The organism is Actinacidiphila sp. bgisy167, assembly GCF_965342175.1.
In the GTDB taxonomy this organism is placed as follows: Bacteria; Actinomycetota; Actinomycetes; order Streptomycetales; family Streptomycetaceae; genus Actinacidiphila.
Genome location: NZ_CBDRBL010000053.1, coordinates 19,417 through 37,808, shown reverse-complemented (window position 1 = coordinate 37,808; position 18,392 = coordinate 19,417). Strand labels below are relative to the sequence as shown.

Sequence of the window (18,392 nt, the reverse complement as noted above, 5' to 3'; positions counted from 1 at the left end):
CCCCGCTTGCGCGGGGCCCGTGGGCAGCGCATAAGGTTAGGCTCGCCTAATACTTCAAAGGCGAACCACGTACAGGAGTCTGCGCATGTCTCTTCGCCGCCGCGGCACAGCCGCCGTCGCCGTCGTCATAGCCGCCGCGCTGTCGCTCGCGGCCTGCGGCGGGTCCGGCGGCGACGGGAAGGAAGCCGGCGCGGCCGCCTCCGCCGCCGCGGGGGGGTCCAAGGACTCCAAGTCCGTCGCCAAGGGCGGCAAGGACTTCGCCGACGCCGCGGAGAAGACCGCGGCCATGGGCACCACCGCCAAGCCCGGCGAGTGGCCCCGCACCGTCACGCACGCCATGGGGACCACCGTCCTCAAGGCGCAGCCGAAGCGCGTCGTCGTCCTGGACGTGGGCGAGCTCGACAACGTCGTCTCGCTCGGCATCAAGCCGGTCGGCCTCGCACCCACCGAGGGCTCGCCGGAACTCCCCTCCTACCTCAAGGGCGAGGCCGGGGATCCCGCGAACATCGGCACGATCAACAGCCTCAACCTCGAGGCGATCGCCGCGCTCAAGCCGGACCTGATCCTGGGCAGCCAGCTGCGCGCCGCCGACTCCTACGACGAGCTGTCGCAGATCGCGCCGACCGTCTTCTCCATCCGCCCCGGCTTCACGTGGAAGCAGAACTACCTCCTCAACGCCGCCGCGCTGGACAAGACCGCGCAGGCCGAGGCGAACCTGGCCGCGTACGAGAGGAAGGCGAAGGACCTCGGCGTCAAGCTGGGCGACCGCAAGCCGACCGTCTCGATGGTGCGCTTCATGCCCGAGGGCAAGATCCGCCTCTACGCGAACAACTCCTTCATCGGCACCATCCTCAAGGACGTCGGCATCCCGCGGCCGAAGAACCAGGACATCGACGACCTTGCCGCGGAGATCAGCTCGGAGAACATCGACCAGGCCGACGCGGACTACATCTTCACCGGCGTCTACGGTGACCCGAAGGCCACCGACAAGTCCAAGGCCCAGGGGAACCCGCTGTGGAAGAACCTGAAGGCGGTCAAGGACGGGCACGCCTTCGACGTGCCGGACGAGACCTGGTACCTCGGGCTCGGGGTCACCGCGGCCAACGCGGTCCTCGACGACCTGGAGAAGTACCTCACCGCCTGAGCCGGTGAGGCGCCGAGTGCCGAGTGCCGGGCGCCGGCGGGCCGCCGTGCCCGCCGGCGTCCGGCGCCCGTACGACACCCGGCACGAGACCGGCACACGACCGGACACGACACGCGACCCGGAAAGAGAGAGTGAGCGCGGCGCATGGCGCGATCGACCCGTCGCCGTATCGCCTGGCTGGTGGGGTGCGCGGTGATGCTGCTGATCGCCGTCCTGCTGAGCCTGGCCGTCGGCAGCCGCCAGATCGCCCCCGGCGAGGTGGTCCAGGCCCTGCTGCACGGCGGCACCAGTGACGACGCCCAGGTGGTGCGGGCGCTGCGCGTACCGCGCACCGTCATCGGGGTGCTGGCCGGCGCCGCCCTCGCCGTCGCCGGGACGGTGATGCAGGGCATCACCCGCAACCCGATCGCCGAACCCGGCATCCTCGGCGTCAGCCAGGGCGCCTCCGTCGGCGTGGTGTGCGCGATCGCGTTCCTGGGCGTGCACACGCTCACCGGGTACGTCTGGTTCGCCTTCGTGGGCGCGGCGGTCGCCGCCGTCGCCGTCTACGCCGTCGCGGCGGGCGGCTACCGCGGCGCCTCTCCCGTGAAGCTGGCGCTCGCGGGCGCGGCCATGAACGCCTTCCTCGCCTCCGTGGTCTCCGGGATCGTCACCACCGACGCCCACGCGCTGGACGAGTTCCGCTTCTGGCAGGTCGGTTCCATCAGCGGCCGCGGCAGCGACGTCATCGGCCAGATCTGGCCGTTCGTCGCGGCCGGCCTGCTGCTCGTCGCGGCCATGGCGCGGGGCCTGGACGCGCTGGCGCTCGGCGACGACGCGGCCAAGGGCCTCGGCCACAACGTGGCGCGGCTGCGCGTCCTCGGCGCGGTCGGGGCGACCGTGCTCACCGGCGCCGCCGTCGCCGCGGTCGGCCCGATCGCCTTCACGGGCCTGGCCGTGCCGCACATCGCCCGGGCCCTGGTCGGCGCGGCGCACCGCTGGGTGCTGCCGGTGGCCGTCCTCCTCGGGCCGGTGATGATCCTCGCCTCCGACGTGCTCGGCCGTATCGTCTTCCCGCCCTCGGAGGTCCCGGTGGCCGTCATGACCGCGCTGCTCGGCGTGCCGTTCCTCATCGCGCTGGTCCGGCGCCGGACGGTGGTCGCCGCATGAGCGGCACGAGTCGCACGCGGACCGCGCCGGCCACGGGTCAGGGCGCCGTTCCCCCCGCCGCGACGGCCGCCGGGAGTGCCGCCCGGTCCGTGCGCCCGGCGGGCCACACCGTGCTGCGCCGAGGTGGGAGCAGCTTCCTGCTCCACCGCCGGGCCGTCCTGGTCGCCGCCGTCCTCGCCGTGCTGCTGGCGGCAGCCGTCGTGGTCTACCTCTGCGTCGGCGAGTCCTTGGTCTCCCCGGTGGAGGTCGTCGACGTCCTCCTCGGCCGGCCCAGCCCCGACCGACTGGTCGTCGGCACACTGCGGCTGCCGCGACTGGTCGTCGGGATGCTCGCCGGACTCGCCTTCGGCATCGCCGGGGCGCTGGTGCAGACGGTCGCGCGCAACCCGCTCGCGAGCCCCGACGTCATCGGGGTGACCCATGGCGCGGGCGCCGCGACGGTCGCCGCGATGAGCTTCGGCCTCGTCTCGCACACCACCCTGCCGTATGTGTCGATCGCCGGCGGGCTCGGCGCGGCGCTGGTGGTCTACGTCTTCGCCTGGCGCCGCGGGCTGCACGCCTCGCGGTTCGTCCTCGTCGGCATCGGCGTCTCGGTCGCCCTGGGCTCGCTGACCCAGCTCTTCCTCACCAAGGGCGACTTCCTCGTCGCACAGCAGGCCAAGGTCTGGCTGACGGGCTCGCTCAACAGCCGCGGCTACGACCAGGCCGCGCCTTTGGCTACGGTGCTGCTCCTGGCGATCCCCGCGGTGCTGTGGGCTGCCTGGGCCCAGCGCGGGGTGTCCTTCGACGACGACACCGCCGTGGCCCTCGGCATCCGCCTGGACCGCGTCCGGCTCGGCCTGACCGCGCTCGGCATCGTCCTGGCGTCCGTGGCGACCGGGGCCGCCGGACCGATCGACTTCGTCGCCCTCCTCGCCCCCCAGATCGCGCGCCGGCTGACCCGTACGGCGCAAGTCCCGCTGCTGTCCTCGGCGCTGACCGGCGCGCTCGTGGTCGTCGTCGCCGACCTGCTGGCCCGGCGCCTGTTCTCCCCCGTCGAGCTCCCCGTCGGCGTCCTCACCGCAGCGGTGGGCGCCCCGTACCTGATGTGGCTGATCGCCCGCACCCGCAGCCGTTCCGGAGGCACCACCTCATGAGCCGTACCAGCCGACTCGCCGCCCGGGAACTGACCCTGGCGTACGAGGACCGCACCGTCGTCGACGGCCTGGACCTGGAGATCCCCGACGGCAGCGTCACCGTCATCGTCGGCCCCAACGCCTGCGGCAAGTCCACGCTGCTGCGCGCGCTGGGCCGGCTCCTCAAGCCGCGCTCCGGCACGGTCCTGCTGGACGGCGAAGAGCTCTCCCGTCTGCCCGGCCGCCAGATCGCCCGGACCGTCGGCGTACTGCCGCAGAGCCCCACCCCGCCGGACGGCATCACCGTCGCCGACCTCGTGGCGCGCGGGCGCCAACCGCACCAGAGGTGGTGGCAGCAGTGGTCCGAGGCCGACGAACGCGCCGTCGCCGAGGCCCTGGAGCACACCGGCACCGCGGACCTCGCGGACCGGCCGGTGGACGAGCTCTCCGGCGGCCAGCGCCAGCGGGTGTGGATCGCCATGGCCCTCGCGCAGGAGACGGACCTGCTGCTGCTGGACGAACCGACGACCTACCTCGACATCGCCCACCAGGTGGAGGTGCTGGACCTGGTCCGCCGCCTCAACCACCGGCGCGGGCGCACGGTCGTCGCCGTGCTCCACGACCTCAACCAGGCGGCCCGCTACGCCGACCACCTCATCGCCATGAAGGCCGGACGGATCGTCGCCCAGGGCGCACCCCGCGACGTCGTCACGGCGGAACTCGTCCACGAGGTCTTCGGCCTGTCGTCGGTCGTCGTCCCCGACCCGGTCACGGGCAGCCCCCTCGTCGTCCCCGGGGTGCCCTGGCAGCCCGCTGCCGCCGGGTGACCCCTCCCCCGCCGAACGGCACTGCGGAGGCCACATGCCTCGGACATACTGTCCGGGTGAACGCACCGGACCGGTCGGCCCCGTGATCGTCTTCGACGACGACTTCCACAGGAACGTGCTGAAGGACGTCGCCCACGCCGAGGACTTCTGGGAACTGCCGGAGGAGTACACCTGCGGATTCGACGCGCACGCCCACCCCGCATGACGGGCGAGCCCCACCGTGTCTCGCTCGAACGCAGCGGCGCCCCACCCGACGAGGCTGAACTACGCCGCCTCGTCGCCGACCACTACCGGCGTTTCCTCCCCCGCCGGATGCCGCCGCGGGCCGCCGCCCTGGCGGAGTTCGCGGCGTCGCTCCCCCTCGGAGGGAGCTGAGGCGGCACCGCGTCCGCCGACGATCCGCCGGGCGCCGGCGCGGCGCTGTCTGGCAGCATCGCGTCATGAGCGGAACCCGTCTGACCGTCAAGGACATCGTCGTCGACTCCGCGGATCCGGAGCGCCTGGCCGCGTTTCGGGGTGAGCTGCTGGGCCGGGAGGTCGTGGCGAGGATCGGCCCGTACGTCTGGCTCGCGCGGGGCGAGGGTCCGGGCCTCGACTCCGCGGATCCGGAGCGCCTGGCCGCGTTTCGGGGTGAGCTGCTGGGCCGGGAGGTCGTGGCGAGGATCGGCCCGTACGTCTGGCTCGCGCGGGGCGAGGGTCCGGGCCTGGGCATCCCCGGACGGACGGGTCCAAGTCCGTGAAGAACCGCGTCCATTTCGACGTGGCCTCGCCCGATCCGGCCGCGCAGCGGGCGCGGATCGAGGCGCTGGGCGGGCAGGTGCTCGGGGAGTACGCGGAGGGCGGGTTCCTGGTCATGGCCGACCCTGAGGGGAACGAGTTCTGCGTCGTCCCCGAGGGGCCGTTCGACCTCGACGACGACGGACGCGCGAGCTACCTGCGCGACGGCGGCTGATCAGGGACGACCGTCCGGCGCTCTCCGCCCGTGACGGTCGGCGCGGCGACGAGGAGGGCTCGCAGCGGGTCGCGCTCCGTGGGGAGTCCCGCGGACCGGAGCCAGGAGACGCGGTTGGCGACGTTCCCCCAGCAGTCGTCCTGGTCGGACAGGGCCTGCAGGAAGGCGCGCTGGGCGCCCGTCAGGGGGCGGCCGGGGGCGTACGGGAGGGGGAAGGCGGAGGCGAGGAGCGGGCCCCAGTCACTGTCGACAGTGTACTGGCTGCACATCGGGACCAGCGCGAGGGCGGCCGGGAGGACTTGCTCGAAGTCCTGGGCGCGGTCGAGCAGTCCGCGGAGCAGGGTGAACCGGAACCAGCCGTCGAACTGGGGCAGCGGCTCGCCGAACCACGCGTCGGCGGCCGCGGGGTCGCCGAGCGCGTCGAGCAGGGCCGGCACGGCGCCGGGGCCGGTGGTGCCCAGGGCGGCGCAGGCGCGTACCGCCGGGTCGGGGTCCGTCAGGAAGCCGACCGTGTCATGGCCCCAGGCGCCGAGCGACAGGAGGGCGCCCGCCCGTTCGCGGCGGTCGCCGCCGCCTCTGGCGATCCGCTCCAGGCGATCGGCCGCGGCCGGTAAGCGGTCGGCGAGTTCGGGTGCCCGGAGCAGATGTGTCACCGCGCCGAGGGCCGCCTCCCTGACGGTGCCGTCGGCGTCGTCCAGCCAGAGCGCGACCGCGTCGAACAGCTGCGGGCGGACGGCACGGCAGGCCTCGGTCGCCGCGATCTCCTCGGCCCACTCCTCGCCGTCGTCCTCATCGTCCTCCTCCTCGTCCTCGTACGCCGCGGACTCGGCGAGTTCGCCCAGCCATTCCAGTAGCGCGGCGCGCAGCGGCCCGACCCGGTCGTCCCAGGGGAAGAAGCCCTCGTGAACGGCGAGTGTGCGGGGGTCGCTCAGGATGCCCGCGACGAACAGCGCGGCCGGTGGGGTGGCGGAGTACAACGACCCTTGGTGCAGTACGGACATCTCCAGCCGGCCGAGCGACTCCGCCTGCACCTCCGGATCGTCGTGCAGGAGGCCGAGCAGGTCGTCAGGTGTGCCGTCGGCGGGCCCGTAGGCGTGGGCGAGATCGGACCAGTCGGTCTCCAGCAACAAGGCGGCCGGTTCGGGCAGGGCGGCGGTGGCGTCGTTCGCGGACATGGCCGCAGTCTCCGGCATGGGTCTGACAACGGCCCTGCGCATCAGGCGAATCCGGCCTTTCACCCCCGTTTCCGCGTTAGCTGTGGGGCGGCAGTGGACGATGTGAAGCGGGAGAGTAGATTGCGGCTGCCATTGGCATCTGATTCAGCAACAGCCTGGAGAACCAGTGACCGTATCCCCCCGCCGTGCCTGGCACCGCCCCGGCACCCTGATAGCGGCCGCCGCGACCGGCGTCATCGGCCTCGGCCTGTGCGCCACCCCGGCGTCCGCCCACACGCCTCGCTGGAGCGCTGACTGCTCCACGGTGGACATCAACCTGACGGCGTACAACGCGAAGGTCACGAACACGGTGACCCTCACCGCCGACGGCAAGGTACTGCTGTCCGAGACCTTCGACGCCTCGTTCAAGGACACCGTCGAGCTGCCGGCCCACAGCGCTGAGATGCAGCTGCACCTCAGCGTGAAGGCCGGCGACGGCCAGCGCTACTCGTTCGAGGGCGACAAGACCGCCCCCGTCTGCGAGGGCTCGGGCGAGGCCACGCCGACGCCCACCCCCACGCAGTCGGAGGCCGACACCGAGTCTCCCGCGCCCAGCGAGACGCCCAGCCAGGCGCCGAGCGAGGCGCCGAGCGAGGCGGCCAGCGAGGCGCCGAGCGAGGCGGCCAGCGTGGCCCCCACCGCTGTGGCCTCGACCCCCTCCACCGACGAGTCCCCGGCCGGCGACCTCGCCGAGACCGGTGCCTCCAGCTCCACCCCGCTCCTCGCGGGCGGTGCGGCGGTCGCGCTGCTCGCCGGCGGCGGTCTGCTCTTCGCGAACCGCAAGCGCCGCGCCGCTGCCCGTCACTGACCCCGGTCACTGACGGCGGCGCGGTGACGCGCCATGCATGACCCAAGGGTGCCGGACCGTGCTCCGTACGGTCCGGCACCCGGCTTTCGCGCCGCGCCCCGGAGAGGGGGACGCCCCACGTCAGGAGGCCGCTGACCCGATGCGGTGGGAGGCCTCGAACTCCCCCTTGCGCAGCCGGTACACCTGCAGCCGCATGCCGTAGTACTTCTCGGTCTCCCCGACCCATTCCATGCCGACGCTGCGGGCGGTCGCGACCCCGCGCTCGTTCCGCGGGCGGACCACAGCGAAGAGTTCGTCGACGCCCGAGGCGAAGGCGTACCGCGCCAGGCCGTGCCCGGCCTCGGCGGCCAGGCCCATGCCCCACGACGGCTGAGCCAGTTGCATGCCCATCTCCAGGTCGACGCCGTGCGGCGGGAGCGGCAGGACGGCGGCTCCGCCGACGAGTTCGCCGGTCTCGCGCAGTTCGATCGCCCAGCGTCCGGCCGGCCGTTCCAGGGCGTCGCATTCCTCCACCCAGGAACGCAGCAGCTCCCGCATGGACGCCGCGTCGGGCTGCCGGGTCATCGCCGGGGCCAGCCAGCGCGTCACGTCGTCCGTCCCGTAGACGGTCAGCGCCGCCTCCGCGTCCTCGGGGCGCCACGGCCGCAGTACCAGCCGGGGGGTGACGATCCGGGTCTCCTCGTTGCCCCTCGCGCGCCGCGCCGCGCCGGTACCAGTCATCTGCGTCTTCCGTCCCTGTCGCGGGCCCGTCGCCGGCCCTACGCCGGGCGGGTGCCCGAAGTCCCCTGTGGCCTCGAACAACACCGGATGGCCACCGTCGCTTCCCGCCCACCTCCGGACCGTCGCCCGACGGCGCCGAACTAACCACCATGAAAAATTCGACAGGTTACCTTCCCTGCGTTTGCACGTAACCGTCGATACGGATCCATGGGGTGAGGCGTGCCTGACGTGCACCACCACTACGCCGACGTCGAGGGGCACCGGCTCTTCTACCGGGAGGCGGGCCCCGCCGACGCCCCCGCGTCCGCACAGGCCCGGCTCGCTCCGCGTGTGCAGCGACGGGGCGCCGTCGTGCGGGAGGCCGCGCGCCGCGTGGGCCCGCCGCTCACCGGCCCGCCCCGGCCGGCCCCCGGTCAGCCCCCGGTCACCGCGGCCAGCAGCCCGCGGAAGTCCTCCTCGCAGGCCGGGCAGCCGCGCAGATGTGCCGCGACCCCGGGATAGCGCCGCTCCGGCGCCGCGTCGGCCAGGAACAGTTCCAGGTAGACGTCCATCAGGTCGAACGCCCCGTCGCAGCCGGGATCCAGCGGGTCGGGGCTGAGGAGGTCGTCAAGGCCCTGCCATTCGTTCATGAGCGCCTCGCTGTCGTCAGGGGCAGATGTCCATGAGCGGCGAGCCGGGCGCGGAGCTTACGTCGCGCGTCGAACATCGTCTTGTAGAGCGCGTTGCGGTTCGTCCCGAGTTCGGCCGCGAGGGCGTCGGCGTCCACGCCGTTCACCGCGAGCGCGGTGAACACCCGGCGCTGGCGCTCGGTGAGCTCCTCCTCCACGGCCTCGCGCAGGGCCTCGACGAGCTCCCGGGCCTCGCTCCGCCGCACGGGATCGACACCGAGCCGGTCCGGAAGCCGCTCCCACGCCTCGGGGTCGAGCCGCACGCCGGCCGTCCGCCAGAAGTGCCGGCCGAGCTTGCTCGACACCTCGTTCACGACGAACTTGTAGGCCCAGGTCGTGAAGCGGCTGTCACCGCGAAAAGCGCCGATCTTCCGCGTGATCGACAGCACGGCGTCAGCCGCGGCCTGGTGGGCGATGTCGTCCAGCTCCGGCCCGGCGATGCCGTGCCGCGACCCGCGCCGCTGCAGTTCCGCGTACGCGATCCGCAGCAGCAGCGCGTGCAGCCGGGCGGCCGCCTCCTCGTACGCCTCGCCGTCCGCCGACAGCGCCCGAACCCACTGCGCGGACTCCGCGTCCATGGGCCGGTCGCCCCGGCGGCCTTCGCCGGCCCGGCCGTCGTTCTCCGCGGGACCCATGCAGCGATCCTAGACGCGGCCCCCCGCCCCCACCCCCACGGCCGCGCCGGCCCCGACCGGCCCGGTCCCCGGCCCCGGGAAACCGGCCGTGTACGGGAGGTAAGACCCGCGCGTCCCCCGTCACCAATGGGCGTACGGAAAACAGAGAGCCGCGAGCAAGGAGGGACCGTGACCGGCTACCACAGGAATCCGGAGGCCGTCTCGCGACTGTCACCGGAGCAGTACCGGGTGACACAGGAGAACGGCACCGAGCGCCCCTTCACGGGCGCCTACCTGGACAACAAGGAGCCCGGGATCTACGTCGACGTGGTCTCCGGGGAGCCGCTGTTCGCCTCCGTCGACAAGTACGACAGCCGCAGCGGCTGGCCGAGCTTCACCCGGCCGCTGGACCGGACCCACGTCGTGGAGCGGCCGGACCCGGGCTACGGGCTGTCGGCCACTGAGGTCCGCTCGGCCGTGGGCGACAGCCACCTGGGGCACGTCTTCCCCGACGGCCCCCGGCAGACCGGCGGCCTGCGCTACTGCATCAATTCCGCCTCGCTGCGCTTCGTCCACGCCGACGACCTGGAGCGGGAAGGTTACGGGGCCTACCTCGGGTTGTTCGACAATGGTGACAGGACCGATTCGGAGGATTGACATGGCAGGACAGACACAGAGGGCCGTGCTCGCGGGCGGCTGCTTCTGGGGCATGCAGGACCTGATCCGCAAGCAGCCCGGAGTGGTCGCGACCCGCGTCGGCTACACGGGCGGCGACGTGCCCAACGCGACCTATCGCAACCACGGCACCCACGCCGAGGCGATCGAGATCCTCTTCGACCCCGAGAAGACGGACTACCGGGCGCTGCTGGAGTTCTTCTTCCAGATCCACGACCCGACGACGAGGAACCGCCAGGGCAACGACATCGGCATGAGCTACCGCTCGGCGATCTTCTACGTGGACGACGAGCAGAAGCACGTCGCGGAGGACACCATCGCCGACGTCGACGCCTCGGGCCTGTGGCCCGGCAAGGTCGTCACCGAGGTCGAGCCCGCCGGGCCGTTCTGGGAGGCCGAGCCGGAGCACCAGGACTACCTGGAGCGCTACCCGGAGGGGTACACCTGCCACTTCCCGCGGCCGAACTGGCGGCTGCCCGTCCGCGCGAAGGGCTGACCTGCCCGGTCGCGCCGCCCTGGCGACGGGCTCGGGCGGTGCGGCGGCCCTCGGCGGCCAGGGGTCCACGGCCCCGGGCCGCCGTCGCGTGACGGCCGAGGTGTTCCAGCCGTCACGCGTCAGCTGGCGTACGTGAGCCGGGGTACGTCAGGCGGGGTACGTGAGCCGGCGGTACGTGAGCCGGGGTATGTCAGCCGGCGGCCGCGGCGCGGGCGCGCCGGTGGTGGCGCCGGGCCTTCATCCGGTTGCCGCAGGCGGCCATGGAGCACCATCGCGCGGTGTTGGCCTTGCTGCGGTCGAGCAGGAACAGCCGGCACTCGTCGTTGGCGCAGGGCCGCAGGCGTCCGGGCCTGCTCTCCTGGAGCACACCCCAGGCCGTAACGGCCCGGACGGCGGGCACGCGGTCACTGGGTGCCTCCAGCACCCAGTCGATGCCGTGCGGAGCCACCCTCGGCGTCCGGGCGACCCCCGCCAACAGTTTCTGCAGGTCGGCGGGCTGCCCGTCCCCGCGTACGACGCGCTGCAGCGCGTCGCGCGCCTCCAGGAGGTGGCGTAGCTCCTGCGCCGTTCCCGAGCCGCCGTGGGCGCGCAGCCAGCGGCGGCCGGCCTCGGGGTCGGCGAGTTCGTCCACCTGGGTCCCGTCGGCGACCGGGGTCGTGTTGAGCAGCTCCAGCAGGAGATCGTCGTCCGCCGTATCGTCCGCCATGCCGGCACCCCACCCTCCCTTGGGTAACCTGTCATCACACCTTGGCAGGTTACGCCCGCGCGTGACGGCAGTGCGCGACCGCGGTCCCGGGCGAGGTCGAGCGCCGCCGCGCGGGGCCGTGTGAGGCGCGGAGCCCCGGCCCCCGCCCGCACCCGCTTCCTTCCCACAGGCCACGCCCGGATCATCGGGCACCCCACCCCGCGCCGCGGTCGGCGGGGAGGTCACAGCGCACGCAGCTGGCCGCCGTCGACGGGCAGCATCACGCCGGTGAGGTAGCTCGCGGCCGGCGAGAGGAGGAAAGCCGCGGCCGTCGCGAACTCCAGGGGCCGTCCCGTGCGGCGCAGCGCGTTCTCCGGGCTGCCGCCACCGGTCAGCGCGGCCACTTCCCTGGCGCGTTCGGTGTCGATGTGCGCGGGCAGCAGCCCGTTCACCCTGGTGCCCGACCCGCCCAGTTCGCCGGCGAGCGTCTTGGCCACCATGGCGAGCCCCGGCCGCAGGCCGTTGGAGAGGGCCAGCCCGGGGATCGGTTCGCGGACCGAGGACGACAGGACGAAGGCGATCGAACCCGCGCCGGTGAACGCGCGCGCGGCGGCCCGGGCCATGCGCACCGCGCCCAGGAACGTCGTCTCGAAGACGTCCCGCCACACCTGGTCGTCGACCTCCATCACCGTGCCCACGGGCGGCCCGCCCACGCTGACGAGGGCGCCGTCCAGTCGGCCGAAGTGCCGGAGCGCCGCCCCCACGACCTGGACGGCGGACCCCGGCTCGGCGTTGTCCGCGACCACGCCGAGGGCGCGGGCGTCACCGCCGAGGTCCCGGGCCGCCTCGGCGACCGAGGCGGCGCTGCGCCCGGTGACCACCACCCGGGCGCCCTCGGCGGTCAGCACCTCCGCGACGGCACGGCCGAGTCCCCGGGTGCCTCCGGTCAGCACGTAGACGTGGTCCCGGAATCCCAGATCCATCGCGGCGTCCCTTCCCGGCTCGTCAAAAGGTGATCTTCTGCGGCCGGGTGGTCACCACGATGACGGAGGCGACCCCGGCCTCCAGAGCGGCCGTGAACTCCCGTGCGAGCTCCGCGGTGCTCGTCACCTCGGCCGCCCGGCAGCCGAAGCCCCGCGCGACCGAGGCGATGTCCAGACCCGGCAGGTCCAGCCCGGGCACGCCCGGGGTCTCCTCCAGGTCGGCGAAGGACTTCAGGATCGCGTATTCGCCGTTGCGCATCGCGACGTAGACGACGGGCAGCCCCTGCTGCACGGCCGTCCACAGCCCCTGCACCGAGTACTGGAAGGAGCCGTCCCCGATCAGCGCCACCACCGGGCGCCTGACCCCGCGGTCCCGGTCGCCGAGAGCGACGCCCACGGCCGCCGGCAGGGCCCAGCCGATGCCGCCGCTGGGCGTGGCGTAGAACGACTCGGGCTCCACGGCGGGCAGCCACGCGGCGTGCTCGGCCATGGTCGAGGTGGACTCGTTGACGAACACGGCGTGCTCCGGGCGGACCTCGGCGAGTGCCGCGTAGACCTCGGCGGGCGTCGGCGGGCCGCTCGGAGTCGGCGCCGGCTTCCGGTGGCGCGGCATGGGCTCGGGCGGCTCGCGGTCGGCGCCGTCCGCGACCGCCTCGGTGAGCAGTTCGAGCGACATCCGCGTGTCGCCCAGCAGGCTGTCCCCGACCCGGGCCGCCGCGGCGACCGCCGGGTCGCACGTGAGGTGCAGCAGTTCGGTCCCGGGCGGCAGGATCTCGCCCGGGACGTGGGGGTAGTACCGGAAGACGTCGGCCCCGACGACCACGACCAGGTCGTGGCCGGTGAGCCGTTCGCCGATGGCCCGCACCGACATGCCGAGCGCACCCTGGTGGAGCGGGTGGTCCTCGGGGAAGGACGCGCGGTCCGCGAGCGGGGGGCTGTAGACCGCGCACCGCAACCGCTCGGCGAGCGCCACCGCGGCGTGCCACCCGCCGGCGCGGTCCACCTCGGGCCCGAAGACCAGCGCCGGTCGCCGGCTCGCCGTGATGCGGGCGGCGAAGGCCCGCAGCCGCTCCGGGTCCGGCGCGTACGCCGTGCTGACCCCGCGCACGACCGCGGGGCCGGTCAGGGGCCGGTTCCAGTCGTCGAGCGGGACGGAGAGGAACACCGGTCCCGCGGGCGGCTGCAGCGCCGTGGCGTAGGCGCGCATGAAGGCCTCGGGCACGTCCTCGGCCCGCAGGGGCTCGTACGACCACTTCACCCACGGCCTGGGCAGAGTCGTCGCCTCGCGGTTGGCCAGATAGGGCTCGCCGATGACCAGTTCGCGGTGCTGCTGGCCCGCGGTGACGATCAGCGGGGTGTGTCCGTGGTAGGCGGCGACCAGATTGCCGACGCTGTTCCCCAGGCCGGCCGACGAGTGCACGTTGACCAGCGCCGGGCGGCGGGTCGTCTGGGCGTAGGCGTCCGCCATGGCGATGACGGAGGCCTCCTGGAGAGCCAGCACATAGGTGAAGTCGTCGGGGAAGTCCTGGAGGAACGGCTCCTCGGTCGATCCGGGGTTGCCGAAGACCGTGGTCAGCCGCAGTGACCGCAGCAGATCGTAGGTCACGTCGTGGACGGTGGACCGCTCGCTCATGGTGCGCACTGCTCCCGTGGACAGGGTTGGGTTCGGGTCCGAAGCGGACGGCGCCCACCGGTCGCGGGATCTCACACGTCGCCGTCTCCGTGACGCTAGACGCTTCCCTCGCGCCCACCCGGCACATCGGACATGTCGCACTGTCCGATCATCCCAACGGGTGGTGCGTGCCCCCGGACTCAGCGGTCCGCCACCCTTCGCGCGCCAGGCGCAGCGAGGCGCCGGCGTCCCTGTCCGAGGCGGTGAGGTAAGCCCAGCCCAGGGGGTTCCAGCGCAGCCGGCGCACCTCGACGCCGTCGATCACCGCATTCTCCCGCGCCGCGCGCTCCTACGCGTCGGCGGCGCGGTCCGACGCGGTCCGCACCGCGTCCTCGGCGTCGGCGGCCTCGCCGACCACGTAGTAGTGGCTGCGCACGGCCCCCTGGGCCGTACGGAACCGCAATCCCACGAACCATCGGTCCTCGGGGGCGACGGTGGCAAGCATCGGAAAGCGCTCTCCTCGTTCCTGGTCTGCGCGGGGGCCGTGTCCCGGACCGCCGCCCTTCGATCCGTTGGAACAGCGGGCGCACCGCCCCTCATCGCAGACCCGGCGGGCCCAGGTGGACCTGGGAACGGGATTACCACCCAGCGGCCCTGCGAACGCGACGCGCGGGGCCGGGCGCGCTCGGGGCCGACGGCGCCGCCCCGGGGTCACCCCCCGCTGGGACCGAAGCGCTCGGTGCGGATCCGGTCCGGGTGGTGGCCGAGGGCCACCAGCAGTCCCGCGGCCGTCTCGACGAAGCCGGTGGGTCCGCACACGTAGCAGGCGGGTTCGAAGTCCGCGGGCCAGCCCCACTCGGCCAGATCGCGCGCCTGGATCCGGCCCGCGGGGCGGGCACCGCCGTCCGGTGCCGACCGGGTGTAGAGGTACGTCGTGTCGAGGCCGGGCGCGCCACGCTCCATCTCGTCTGTGTAGAACCGGTCCTCGGGCGTGCGCACGGAGTACAGCAGGCGGAACGGCGCTCGGCTGCCCGCCGCGGCGCGGGCGCGCACCATCGCCATGAGCGGGACCAGCCCGGAACCGCCCGCGACCAGCAGCACCGGTTCGGTCTGCTCGGGGCGCCACACGAACCAGCCGCCGACCGGCCCGCGCAGCTCGATCGCGTCCCCGACGGCGAGGTCGTCGGTCAGATAGGGCGACACCTCGCCCTCCTCGACCCGCTGGACGGTCAGTTCGATCCGGTCGCCGTCGGCCGTGGACGCCAGGGAGTAGCTGCGCTGGGTGCTGTAGCCGTCCTCCGCGGTGAGCCGGACGTCGACGTGCTGGCCGGGCAGGTGGCCCGGCCAGCCGGGCACGTCGAACACCAGCGTCCGCGCGGCCGCGGACTCGTGGCGCCGTGCCACCAGTTCGGCGGCGAGCCAGCGCAGACGGTCGCCTAGTCGCCTTGGTACCGCTGTTCGCGCCATGGGTCTCCGTAGTCGTGGTAGCCGACGCTCTCCCAGAAGCCCGGCTCGTCGTCCAGCAGCAGCCGGAGGCCGCGGACCCATTTCGCCGACTTCCACAGGTACAGGTGCGGGACCAGCAACCGGGCCGGGCCCCCGTGCTCGGGGTCGAGCTCCTCGCCGTCGTACTCGTAGGCGATCCACGCCTGTCCGTCGAGCAGGTCCTCCAGGGGCAGGTTGGTGGTGTAGCCGCCGTAGGAGTGGACGAGCGCGTACTCGGCGGCGGTCTCCACCTCGGCCAGCAGCGTGTCCAGGGACACGCCGCGCCAGTGGGTGCCGAACTTCGACCACTTGGTCACGCAGTGCAGGTCGACCGTCGGGGTCTGCGCGGGCAGCGCCGTCAGCTGCGCCCAGTTCCACCGGTGGCGGGTGCCGTCCTCGGTGGTGACGGTGAACTCCCAGTCCTCATGGGTGATCCGCGGGGTGGGGCCGGCCGACAGGACGGGGAAGTCGAAGGTCTCGTACTGTCCCGGCGGGAGCTTGTTGCCCGAGGTGGGACGCCGGCCGTGGAATCCGCGCGAGATGATCGGCATGCCGCGCCGCCCTTCTTCTTCTCGCCGGCCCCCGGCTCGCCCGTGGACGCGGAACGTGCGGAACATGCGGAACTTCAGCATCGCGGACCGGCGCCGTCCGGTCCACCGGAGCCGGCGGGCCTGGCGCCCGGTCCCCGCGAGCGGGGCGCGCCGCGCGGCGCGACCCCCGCGCTCAGCGCAGCCGCGTCGCCGCCCGGCGGCGGTCCGCCAGCACTTCCCGGGCGGCCCGCGTGCCCGAGGCCAGCGCGCCCTGGAGCGACCCGGTCGCCCGGTGGTCGCCGCAGACATGGCGCCCCGGCGCGAAGCGGGTCGTGCGGGTCATCGCGAGCGGCGCCGGCATCGCCGGCAGGGCCTCCCGCACGGTGCGGCGGTGCAACGGCTCCCAGGCGGCGGCGTCCGTGCCGTACGCCTCCGACAGCGCCGCGGTCAGCGCGGGCTCGTCGTCGGTTCCTGGCACTCCGAGCACCGAGGTCGCCACAAGGGCGCGGCCGTCCGGGGACAGCCCGGGCTGCACCTCGGTGAGGACCACGGTGTTCAGGAAGCGCCGGCGCTCGTCCACCATCAGCGTCGGCTCGGCGAGGGGCGACCGGTTCGCGGCGTGGTAGAAGGTCGTCACCGTCCTCGTCGGCGGCGCAGTGAGCCCGGGCAGGAGCCTCACCGCCGCCCCAGGTCCGGTGGCCACCACCACGACGGGCGCGGCGAGATCCGTGCCGTCCTCCAGCAGCACCCCGTCACCGGTCAGCTCGCGCACCGGGGCCTGCGTGGACACCGTGCCCTCCGGCAGCCGCCCGGCCAGCTGCGCGGGCACGGCGCCGATCCCCTCGGCGGGCAGGGCGAGGGTGCCGCGCAGCATGCTGCGCCAGACGAAGTGGAAGAAGCGGCTGGAGGTCTCCAGTTGGTCCTCGAGAAAGACCCCGGACAGGAAAGGCCGGAACAGGGTCTCCACCAGCTCGGACGAGATGCCCGCGGCGGCCAGCGCGGTCAGCGTCGTGGTGTCGGGGCCCGCGCGCAGCCGTGCGGCGGGAAGCACCATGTCGCGGGCGCTCAGGACGGCCAGGGCGGCCAGGTCGCGTCCCGACGCGAGCCGACCGGGGAGCAGATCTGCCAACGCGTACGGCGGCCGGGTCGGGTCCGCGAAGCGCAGCCTCCCCCGGGAGGTGTGCACCAGGACACCCGGGGTGAACGGCCGCAGCCGCAGCGGCGCCAGCTCAAGGCGCCGTTTCACCTGCGGGTAGGAGGTGTTGAAAACCTGGAAGCCGCGGTCGAGGAGGAAGCCGCGGTGCCGGTCGGTGCGCATCCGGCCACCGACGGCGTCCGAGGCCTCCAGCACCCGCACCGCCAACCCGGCAACGGCGAGGTCCGCCGCGCACGCCAGCCCGGCGGCGCCCGCCCCGACCACGATCACGTCGCAGCGGCCACCGCGTTCCTGCAGCATGGTCCATGCCTTTCGTCCGCGTACACCCTGATACGGGCCGACCGCCCTCACGCTACGCGGCTGGCGCCCCGGAACGCCCCCCGCAACACACCGCCGAAGGGGCGCCCCGCGCCGGGCCGGGGCCAGACATCCTGCGGTTGCGCTCGCGCCTCTTCGCTTCCGCACGACGTTCCGGATCCCGCCCGGCGCCCGCCGGAGCATCACCCAGCGCTCGCTCGCCGCCACCGCGGGCGGCAGGGCCGCCCGCCACCGGTCGAGTTCCGCGGGTCTCGCGAGACGTTCTCGTGGCGGCGCACGGCGTGAACCCCCGTCAGGTCGCCACCTGCGGCCTGCCCTCGGCCGACGCCCCGACGGCGGTCCGTGCCGTCGGAACACCGCTCCCGTCGAATCCTGCGGCGCGCGGCCGATGAGTTCCCGCGCGACCGGCAGTCAGCCATGATGGCGAGCACGCCGCGACGCGACCGTGACGGCGTAGCACGGACCGATCGCCGAGAACCTGACACGAGACACCGAGGGAAGACGACGATGCGCACTCTGATCAGCACCGCTTTCATGTCGCTCGACGGCGTGGTGGAGGCCCCGGGTGGCGAGAGCGGTTACCGGAACTCCGGCTGGACCTTCAAGAACATCGAGTTCCTGCCCGAGGCCTTCGAGATCAAGGGGCGGGAGCAGAAGGAGGCCGCCGCCATGCTGATGGGCCGCGTCAGCTACGAGGCGTTCAGCCCCGTGTGGCCGGACATGGCGGAGTTCGCCGACTACAAGATCATGCCGAAATACGTCGTCTCCACCAGTCTCACCGAGGACGACCTCGTGCCGAACTGGGGCGAGACGACGATCCTGCGATCGCTCGACGACGTGGCCGCGTTGAAGGACACCGAGGGCGGGCCGATCATCGTCCACGGCAGCGCCGCCCTGAACCGAGCGCTTTCCGACGCCGGCCTGATCGACCGCTACCACCTGCTCGTCTTCCCGCTCCTGCTCGGCGCGGGCACACGTCTGTTCAGCACCACGGACAAGGACGCCCAGAAGCTGAGGCTGGTCGAACACGAGGCCTACGCCAACGGCCTGCAGAAGAACGTCTTCGACGTCGTCCGCTGACGGACGCGCCCGCCCCCGGGTCCCTGCCGACGTGAGCCACGGGCCGCGTCCACGGGGGCATGGACCCGGCGCCGGACCTGGGCTCCTTGCCGATCGGGCACATCCCTTGCCTCTTTGTCACACCGCCGTGTCTGCGCGGTCCAGGAGGTGAGACCGAAAAC

General features: G+C 73.4%; 24 protein-coding genes. 12 read left to right on the top strand and 12 right to left on the bottom strand.

All coding sequences use genetic code 11. The features are described from left to right. Positions 1 to 85 precede the first annotated feature (85 nt). The 8 genes from ACRWND_RS20195 to ACRWND_RS20160 all read left to right on the top strand — a co-directional run bounded on the left by ACRWND_RS20195 (position 86) and on the right by ACRWND_RS20160 (position 5,187). The gene (locus ACRWND_RS20195; RefSeq protein ID WP_431951324.1) at positions 86 to 1,144 is read left to right on the top strand and encodes an ABC transporter substrate-binding protein; all 1,059 of its coding nucleotides are present in this window, start codon (positions 86 to 88) and stop codon (positions 1,142 to 1,144) included. A gap of 144 nt (positions 1,145 to 1,288) precedes the next feature. Further along, positions 1,289 to 2,293 (top strand): FecCD family ABC transporter permease, encoded by a 1,005-nt coding sequence (locus tag ACRWND_RS20190; RefSeq protein WP_431951322.1) that lies wholly within the window; start codon positions 1,289 to 1,291, stop codon positions 2,291 to 2,293. Then, the gene (locus ACRWND_RS20185; protein WP_431951320.1) at positions 2,290 to 3,429 is read left to right on the top strand and encodes a FecCD family ABC transporter permease; all 1,140 of its coding nucleotides are present in this window, start codon (positions 2,290 to 2,292) and stop codon (positions 3,427 to 3,429) included. Before ACRWND_RS20190 ends, ACRWND_RS20185 begins: the two co-directional genes overlap by 4 nt. Then, the gene (locus tag ACRWND_RS20180; protein ID WP_431951318.1) at positions 3,426 to 4,235 is read left to right on the top strand and encodes an ABC transporter ATP-binding protein; all 810 of its coding nucleotides are present in this window, start codon (positions 3,426 to 3,428) and stop codon (positions 4,233 to 4,235) included. Before ACRWND_RS20185 ends, ACRWND_RS20180 begins: the two co-directional genes overlap by 4 nt. Positions 4,236 to 4,269: 34 nt before the next feature. After that, positions 4,270 to 4,440 carry a hypothetical protein gene (locus tag ACRWND_RS20175; RefSeq protein ID WP_431951316.1) on the top strand — a complete coding sequence of 57 codons (171 nt, stop codon included), beginning with the start codon at positions 4,270 to 4,272 and terminating at the stop codon, positions 4,438 to 4,440. Further along, positions 4,437 to 4,610 carry a hypothetical protein gene (locus ACRWND_RS20170; protein WP_431951314.1) on the top strand — a complete coding sequence of 58 codons (174 nt, stop codon included), beginning with the start codon at positions 4,437 to 4,439 and terminating at the stop codon, positions 4,608 to 4,610. The genes ACRWND_RS20175 and ACRWND_RS20170 overlap by 4 nt, the downstream gene beginning before the upstream one ends. A 65-nt stretch (positions 4,611 to 4,675) precedes the next feature. Continuing rightward, entirely contained in the window at positions 4,676 to 4,975 is a 300-nt protein-coding gene (locus ACRWND_RS20165) for a hypothetical protein (protein ID WP_431951312.1), read from the top strand. After that, on the top strand, positions 4,972 to 5,187 hold the full coding sequence (locus ACRWND_RS20160; RefSeq protein WP_431951310.1) for a VOC family protein: 216 nt from the start codon (positions 4,972 to 4,974) through the stop codon (positions 5,185 to 5,187). The genes ACRWND_RS20165 and ACRWND_RS20160 overlap by 4 nt, the downstream gene beginning before the upstream one ends. On the opposite strand, the gene ACRWND_RS20155 is transcribed toward ACRWND_RS20160, so the two are convergent. Beyond that, positions 5,166 to 6,362 (bottom strand): HEAT repeat domain-containing protein, encoded by a 1,197-nt coding sequence (locus ACRWND_RS20155; protein ID WP_431951308.1) that lies wholly within the window; start codon positions 6,360 to 6,362, stop codon positions 5,166 to 5,168. The two genes, ACRWND_RS20160 and ACRWND_RS20155, sit on opposite strands and share 22 nt — an antisense overlap. A 166-nt stretch (positions 6,363 to 6,528) precedes the next feature. Here ACRWND_RS20155 and ACRWND_RS20150 point away from each other — a divergent pair, with 166 nt between their 5' ends. After that, positions 6,529 to 7,209 carry an LAETG motif-containing sortase-dependent surface protein gene (locus ACRWND_RS20150; protein WP_431951306.1) on the top strand — a complete coding sequence of 227 codons (681 nt, stop codon included), beginning with the start codon at positions 6,529 to 6,531 and terminating at the stop codon, positions 7,207 to 7,209. 120 nt (positions 7,210 to 7,329) lie between these two features. On the opposite strand, the gene ACRWND_RS20145 is transcribed toward ACRWND_RS20150, so the two are convergent. The 3 genes from ACRWND_RS20145 to ACRWND_RS20135 form a co-directional block, all read right to left on the bottom strand. Then, positions 7,330 to 7,929, bottom strand: a complete 600-nt coding sequence (locus tag ACRWND_RS20145; protein ID WP_431951304.1) for a GNAT family N-acetyltransferase — start codon at positions 7,927 to 7,929, stop codon at positions 7,330 to 7,332. 413 nt (positions 7,930 to 8,342) lie between these two features. Further along, positions 8,343 to 8,558, bottom strand: coding sequence for a hypothetical protein (locus ACRWND_RS20140; RefSeq protein WP_431951302.1), 216 nt, complete (start codon positions 8,556 to 8,558; stop codon positions 8,343 to 8,345). Continuing rightward, positions 8,555 to 9,232: an RNA polymerase sigma factor gene (locus ACRWND_RS20135; protein ID WP_431951300.1), complete on the bottom strand. Its 678-nt coding sequence runs from the start codon at positions 9,230 to 9,232 to the stop codon at positions 8,555 to 8,557. Before ACRWND_RS20135 ends, ACRWND_RS20140 begins: the two co-directional genes overlap by 4 nt. A 168-nt stretch (positions 9,233 to 9,400) precedes the next feature. Between ACRWND_RS20135 and msrB the strand changes: the two genes are divergently transcribed. Beyond that, a complete protein-coding gene (gene msrB / locus ACRWND_RS20130) occupies positions 9,401 to 9,868 on the top strand; it encodes a peptide-methionine (R)-S-oxide reductase MsrB (protein ID WP_431951298.1) in 468 nt (155 codons plus the stop codon). A 1-nt stretch (position 9,869) separates the two neighbouring features. Further along, positions 9,870 to 10,382, top strand: a complete 513-nt coding sequence (msrA, locus tag ACRWND_RS20125; RefSeq protein WP_431951296.1) for a peptide-methionine (S)-S-oxide reductase MsrA — start codon at positions 9,870 to 9,872, stop codon at positions 10,380 to 10,382. A gap of 190 nt (positions 10,383 to 10,572) precedes the next feature. Here the strand turns inward: msrA and ACRWND_RS20120 are convergent, their stop codons facing one another. From ACRWND_RS20120 to ACRWND_RS20085, 8 genes are all read right to left on the bottom strand, one after another. After that, positions 10,573 to 11,088, bottom strand: coding sequence for a CGNR zinc finger domain-containing protein (locus ACRWND_RS20120; RefSeq protein ID WP_431951294.1), 516 nt, complete (start codon positions 11,086 to 11,088; stop codon positions 10,573 to 10,575). Positions 11,089 to 11,309: 221 nt separating this feature from the next. Then, positions 11,310 to 12,050, bottom strand: coding sequence for an SDR family oxidoreductase (locus tag ACRWND_RS20115; protein ID WP_431951292.1), 741 nt, complete (start codon positions 12,048 to 12,050; stop codon positions 11,310 to 11,312). 22 nt (positions 12,051 to 12,072) lie between these two features. Continuing rightward, on the bottom strand, positions 12,073 to 13,683 hold the full coding sequence (gene mdlC, locus ACRWND_RS20110) for a benzoylformate decarboxylase (RefSeq protein WP_431951290.1): 1,611 nt from the start codon (positions 13,681 to 13,683) through the stop codon (positions 12,073 to 12,075). Between the two features lie 148 nt (positions 13,684 to 13,831). Next, a complete protein-coding gene (locus tag ACRWND_RS20105) occupies positions 13,832 to 13,987 on the bottom strand; it encodes a hypothetical protein (protein WP_431951288.1) in 156 nt (51 codons plus the stop codon). A 24-nt stretch (positions 13,988 to 14,011) separates the two neighbouring features. Next, a complete protein-coding gene (locus ACRWND_RS20100) occupies positions 14,012 to 14,167 on the bottom strand; it encodes a hypothetical protein (RefSeq protein ID WP_431951286.1) in 156 nt (51 codons plus the stop codon). Between the two features lie 206 nt (positions 14,168 to 14,373). Further along, positions 14,374 to 15,129, bottom strand: a complete 756-nt coding sequence (locus ACRWND_RS20095) for a ferredoxin reductase (protein WP_431951284.1) — start codon at positions 15,127 to 15,129, stop codon at positions 14,374 to 14,376. Next, the gene (locus ACRWND_RS20090; protein ID WP_431951282.1) at positions 15,099 to 15,698 is read right to left on the bottom strand and encodes a sulfite oxidase-like oxidoreductase; all 600 of its coding nucleotides are present in this window, start codon (positions 15,696 to 15,698) and stop codon (positions 15,099 to 15,101) included. The genes ACRWND_RS20095 and ACRWND_RS20090 overlap by 31 nt, the downstream gene beginning before the upstream one ends. A 172-nt stretch (positions 15,699 to 15,870) precedes the next feature. Next, positions 15,871 to 17,133: an NAD(P)/FAD-dependent oxidoreductase gene (locus tag ACRWND_RS20085; protein ID WP_431951280.1), complete on the bottom strand. Its 1,263-nt coding sequence runs from the start codon at positions 17,131 to 17,133 to the stop codon at positions 15,871 to 15,873. Positions 17,134 to 17,658: 525 nt separating this feature from the next. Between ACRWND_RS20085 and ACRWND_RS20080 the strand changes: the two genes are divergently transcribed. Further along, the gene (locus ACRWND_RS20080) at positions 17,659 to 18,231 is read left to right on the top strand and encodes a dihydrofolate reductase family protein (protein ID WP_431951278.1); all 573 of its coding nucleotides are present in this window, start codon (positions 17,659 to 17,661) and stop codon (positions 18,229 to 18,231) included. Positions 18,232 to 18,392 lie beyond the last annotated feature (161 nt).

Bases quoted from the DNA above. Each gene is read 5' to 3' on its own strand.
- ACRWND_RS20195 (WP_431951324.1), top strand. From the start codon at position 86: ATGTCTCTTCGCCGCCGCGGCACAGCCGCCGTCGCCGTCGTCATAGCC.
- ACRWND_RS20190 (WP_431951322.1), top strand. From the start codon at position 1,289: ATGGCGCGATCGACCCGTCGCCGTATCGCCTGGCTGGTGGGGTGCGCG.
- ACRWND_RS20185 (WP_431951320.1), top strand. From the start codon at position 2,290: ATGAGCGGCACGAGTCGCACGCGGACCGCGCCGGCCACGGGTCAGGGC.
- ACRWND_RS20180 (WP_431951318.1), top strand. From the start codon at position 3,426: ATGAGCCGTACCAGCCGACTCGCCGCCCGGGAACTGACCCTGGCGTAC.
- ACRWND_RS20175 (WP_431951316.1), top strand. From the start codon at position 4,270: ATGCCTCGGACATACTGTCCGGGTGAACGCACCGGACCGGTCGGCCCC.
- ACRWND_RS20170 (WP_431951314.1), top strand. From the start codon at position 4,437: ATGACGGGCGAGCCCCACCGTGTCTCGCTCGAACGCAGCGGCGCCCCA.
- ACRWND_RS20165 (WP_431951312.1), top strand. From the start codon at position 4,676: ATGAGCGGAACCCGTCTGACCGTCAAGGACATCGTCGTCGACTCCGCG.
- ACRWND_RS20155 (WP_431951308.1), bottom strand. From the start codon at position 6,362: ATGTCCGCGAACGACGCCACCGCCGCCCTGCCCGAACCGGCCGCCTTG.
- ACRWND_RS20145 (WP_431951304.1), bottom strand. From the start codon at position 7,929: ATGACTGGTACCGGCGCGGCGCGGCGCGCGAGGGGCAACGAGGAGACC.
- ACRWND_RS20140 (WP_431951302.1), bottom strand. From the start codon at position 8,558: ATGAACGAATGGCAGGGCCTTGACGACCTCCTCAGCCCCGACCCGCTG.
- ACRWND_RS20135 (WP_431951300.1), bottom strand. From the start codon at position 9,232: ATGGGTCCCGCGGAGAACGACGGCCGGGCCGGCGAAGGCCGCCGGGGC.
- msrA (WP_431951296.1), top strand. From the start codon at position 9,870: ATGGCAGGACAGACACAGAGGGCCGTGCTCGCGGGCGGCTGCTTCTGG.
- ACRWND_RS20120 (WP_431951294.1), bottom strand. From the start codon at position 11,088: ATGGCGGACGATACGGCGGACGACGATCTCCTGCTGGAGCTGCTCAAC.
- ACRWND_RS20115 (WP_431951292.1), bottom strand. From the start codon at position 12,050: ATGGATCTGGGATTCCGGGACCACGTCTACGTGCTGACCGGAGGCACC.
- mdlC (WP_431951290.1), bottom strand. From the start codon at position 13,683: ATGAGCGAGCGGTCCACCGTCCACGACGTGACCTACGATCTGCTGCGG.
- ACRWND_RS20100 (WP_431951286.1), bottom strand. From the start codon at position 14,167: ATGCTTGCCACCGTCGCCCCCGAGGACCGATGGTTCGTGGGATTGCGG.
- ACRWND_RS20095 (WP_431951284.1), bottom strand. From the start codon at position 15,129: ATGGCGCGAACAGCGGTACCAAGGCGACTAGGCGACCGTCTGCGCTGG.
- ACRWND_RS20090 (WP_431951282.1), bottom strand. From the start codon at position 15,698: ATGCCGATCATCTCGCGCGGATTCCACGGCCGGCGTCCCACCTCGGGC.
- ACRWND_RS20085 (WP_431951280.1), bottom strand. From the start codon at position 17,133: ATGCTGCAGGAACGCGGTGGCCGCTGCGACGTGATCGTGGTCGGGGCG.
- ACRWND_RS20080 (WP_431951278.1), top strand. From the start codon at position 17,659: ATGCGCACTCTGATCAGCACCGCTTTCATGTCGCTCGACGGCGTGGTG.